We start from the raw sequence: 3524 nt of genomic DNA on the forward strand, positions 1-3524 counted from the left end.
GTTGAGTTCGCGTAGAATTTACGCGAACTCATTCTTTTTTGTCCAAAGTCCAATTTCTTAATTATCCTGATTTTTTGCTTTTTTCTTGACTGTAATCTATTTATACTTCAACTTGAAGTGCGGAATGTGGGTTAAAAGAATTTCAAATTAATTTGAGATTCTTCTAAGTCAAAACTTAGGTAACTGAATTATTTAGTCAACTAATGCCATGTTTGAATGTTTACTCTATCTGTCATTAAAAATATAGACAAGATTGTATAAAATTAAAACTTATGTGCTGTACAAATTAACCATTTTGTGCATAAACATAAGTAAGTCATCGTAAAAAGTAGCTACAATCTCTATTTTTATTTTTATTTTTTTGTCAATACGTAAGTCCTAAAAATTTTAAATGTACAAAAAAATGGCAAGCATAAATAAAGTTATTAGCATCCTGGAAATCCAAAAATCATACTTTGTATTTAAATTTGTCTCAAAAAAATAAGAAAAAATTTATGGTATGTTATATCTGTGGTTGTTTTGAGGTCGGTAAATATAGACCATAAAAACCAACTTTTGGCTATTTTTATCAAAGTCAAGTAAGAAGGTGTAGACATGCCTTTACGATTTTGTAAACGAAAAACTGTTGATCTATTAAGTAGTGAGATTTGTAAAAGATGGTTTGTTGGCGTTGCTTTGTAGCCTCTGGATTCATAACTTTATCCATGTTAGGCTGTGGCGATTTGGCAAATTCAGCAGGAAAAAATAGTAAACAAGTTGTTCAAGAAACTAATGTAGCTCAGTTGCTTTCTGAGGCAAAAACAAATCAAAAAGCAGAATTTTTTTTTCAGCAAGGTAATAATTTCTTAAACTCCCAGCGCTACAAGGATGCGATCGCAGCTTTTGACCAAGCTGTTACCATAAAACCTCGATTTGCTGAAGCTTGGATTAATCGAGGAAATGCCTTAACAAAATTACAACGTCATGAAGAAGCACTAGAATCTTATAATCAAGCGATCGCCATCCAATCTGATAGAGATGAAGCATGGTACAACAAAGGTAACACCCTCAATACACTGCAACGCTATCAAGAAGCAGTAGTTTCCTATGATCAAGCGATCGCAATCAAATCAGATAAATATGAAGCCTGGATAAATAGAGGAATCGCCCTCACAAAATTGCATCGCTACCAAGAAGCACTAGCATCCTATGACCGAGCGATCATCATCAAACCTGACAAAGATTTAGCTTATTACAATAAAGCATGTACTTACGCTTTACAGAACAATGCGGAACTAGCAGCTGAAAACTTGCGAAAAGCTATGAAGCTTGTTCCTGGTAAGTATGAAAAGTTAGCAAAAACCGACTCTGATTTTAACAAGGTACGTAGCAGTAGCCGCTTTCAAGATTTATTACAGTAACCACCATTACACTTTAATAAACCACCGTCGACGATACATGACATAGGCAACTGCCAACCATAATAAAACAGTTGCGATCGCAAAAAATAGTGAACCATTGTATGCACCAACCCAAGGTACAAACAAATTTTGATAAATCCAATCGTAGGTGCTAGGAGCATTTTCTCCTGTACCAATGGTAGTTTTTACTAATATCTTAATTAACAACACAGAAGCCACGAAAATGGATATAGGATTAAGTCCCATGATTTCAAAAGGTTTTCCCCAACGTCGCACCCGCCTGACATCGATTAATTCAGAACAAAAGCTAAGTAACAATAATGCCCAGCCTGTAGAGAAAACCACGTAAGAACTTGTCCACAATTTTTTATTAATCGGAAATGCTAAATCCCAAATCCCACCAATAACCAAGCAACTTAAACCAAACAAAACTAAATCCATGCTGGTTTGAGAATCAATCTCTTTTTGACTACGTATCCACTGTCCTGTAAAATAACCAGCTAGAACACTGACAATGGCGGGAATTGTGCTAAAAAGTCCTTCTGGATCTCCCAAAAAGTTATAATTATCGCCTTTGTAAAGATGTGCTTGGGGAATGATCAAGCGATCAATATAAGCGCCGAAATTACCGTACCGCGTCAACACACCAGCACCATAACCAGGTACAGGTACATACATCATTGCTAACCAGTAACTAACAAGTAACACTCCCGCTAAGATCCATTGAGCTTTACGCGGTAGATTGAGAATTACCAGGCTAGCTAATAAGTAAGTTAAGCTGATGCGTTGCAATACCCCCATGATGCGGATACTATTGAAGTCAAAAGTCCAAACACCCTGATTCCAAAAGCCATTGAGAAATAATCCCAAAACAAAAATTATTACAGCGCGGCGAATGATACGCCAGTAAAGCGAAGGTAGAGTTGCAGAAGTACTCTCTGGATTTAATTTGCTATCGGTGTACTTAGCAAAAGAAAAACTCATTGCGACACCGACAATAAAAAGAAAAAAGGGAAATACTAAATCAGTTGGTGTATAACCGTTCCATTCAGCGTGGAGTAAGGGTGAGTAGACATTGGGTTCAGCAATACTGGCCATGTTGACAAGGATCATACCAGCGATCGTTATCCCACGAAAAACATCAAGAGAAGTTAGGCGCATAGATATCATTTTTTGAATGACCTATAACTTACTTCTCTTGATGCAGATAATCAACATATCTCACTATAGTTAAGAAATGACCAATGACAATTCTTAGCACTAATTTCAGTGTTTAAACCTACTTAACCCATTAAAATTACTGTGTCAATAACGTGAATGACACCGTTATCAGCTTCAATATCTGCGGCTAAAACAGTAGCATTTTTGACTTCAAAACCTTCAGAACAGTCAATTTTAATTGTTGAACCTTCTACGGAAGTCACAGTCTCAACTTGAGCTAAATCTGCTTGCTTGAGCTTTCCCGGTACAACATGATACTTTAAGATGCGTGTTAGCTGGGGAATATTTTGCACGAGGGTTTGTATGGTTCCTGGCGGTAATTTAGCAAAAGCATCATCATTAGGCGCAAAAACAGTAAATGGGCCAGGGCTTTTTAACACATCTACTAAACCTGCGGCTTGCACAGCAGTTACCAAAGTTGTAAAAGAACCTGCACCAACAGCAATATCAACTATATCAGCCATTTATTTCACCATTACTCTAAAAAAGATTTTAAATCAGAGTAAATTATTATTCGTTTTGATTAAGTAATGATGTCTATAAAAATGGCGATAAAGTTTCGACTATCAGCCACCAGCTACAGCCGGAACAATACTCACTTCATCGCCATCTTTTAAAGGTGTTTTTGTTCCTTCTAAAAAGCGAATATCTTCGCTGTTGACGTATAAATTCAAAAACCGTCGTGGCTGTCCTCCATCATCACACAGGCGTGATTTAATACCAGGAAAAGCTTGCTCTAAAGATTCAAAAAGTTCCGCTACTGTATTAGCGTTGCAATCTAAAGTAGCTTGATTTTCAGTGAATTTTTGTAGAGTAGTAGGAACTAATACTTTTACAGACATTTTGAATTGTTAGTTGTTAGTTGTTAGTTGTTAGTTGTTAGTTGTTAGTTGTTAGTTGTTA

Annotated in this window: 4 protein-coding genes; 1 reads left to right on the forward strand and 3 read right to left on the reverse strand. The window is 36.3% G+C overall.

What is annotated here, in order from left to right; genetic code table 11:
- Positions 1-656 precede the first annotated feature (656 nt).
- Positions 657-1400 (forward strand): tetratricopeptide repeat protein, encoded by a 744-nt coding sequence (locus AC5JMK_RS13480; protein WP_096673330.1) that lies wholly within the window; start codon positions 657-659, stop codon positions 1398-1400.
- A gap of 6 nt (positions 1401-1406) precedes the next feature.
- On the opposite strand, the gene AC5JMK_RS13485 is transcribed toward AC5JMK_RS13480, so the two are convergent.
- From AC5JMK_RS13485 to AC5JMK_RS13495, 3 genes are all read right to left on the reverse strand, one after another.
- Positions 1407-2561: an acyltransferase family protein gene (locus AC5JMK_RS13485; RefSeq protein WP_495910330.1), complete on the reverse strand. Its 1155-nt coding sequence runs from the start codon at positions 2559-2561 to the stop codon at positions 1407-1409.
- Positions 2562-2683: 122 nt separating this feature from the next.
- Positions 2684-3085, reverse strand: a complete 402-nt coding sequence (locus tag AC5JMK_RS13490; protein ID WP_096673335.1) for a fasciclin domain-containing protein — start codon at positions 3083-3085, stop codon at positions 2684-2686.
- 102 nt (positions 3086-3187) lie between these two features.
- Entirely contained in the window at positions 3188-3463 is a 276-nt protein-coding gene (locus AC5JMK_RS13495; protein WP_096673337.1) for a MoaD/ThiS family protein, read from the reverse strand.
- Positions 3464-3524: the final 61 nt, after the last annotated feature.

Source organism: Pelatocladus sp. (genome assembly GCF_059505505.1).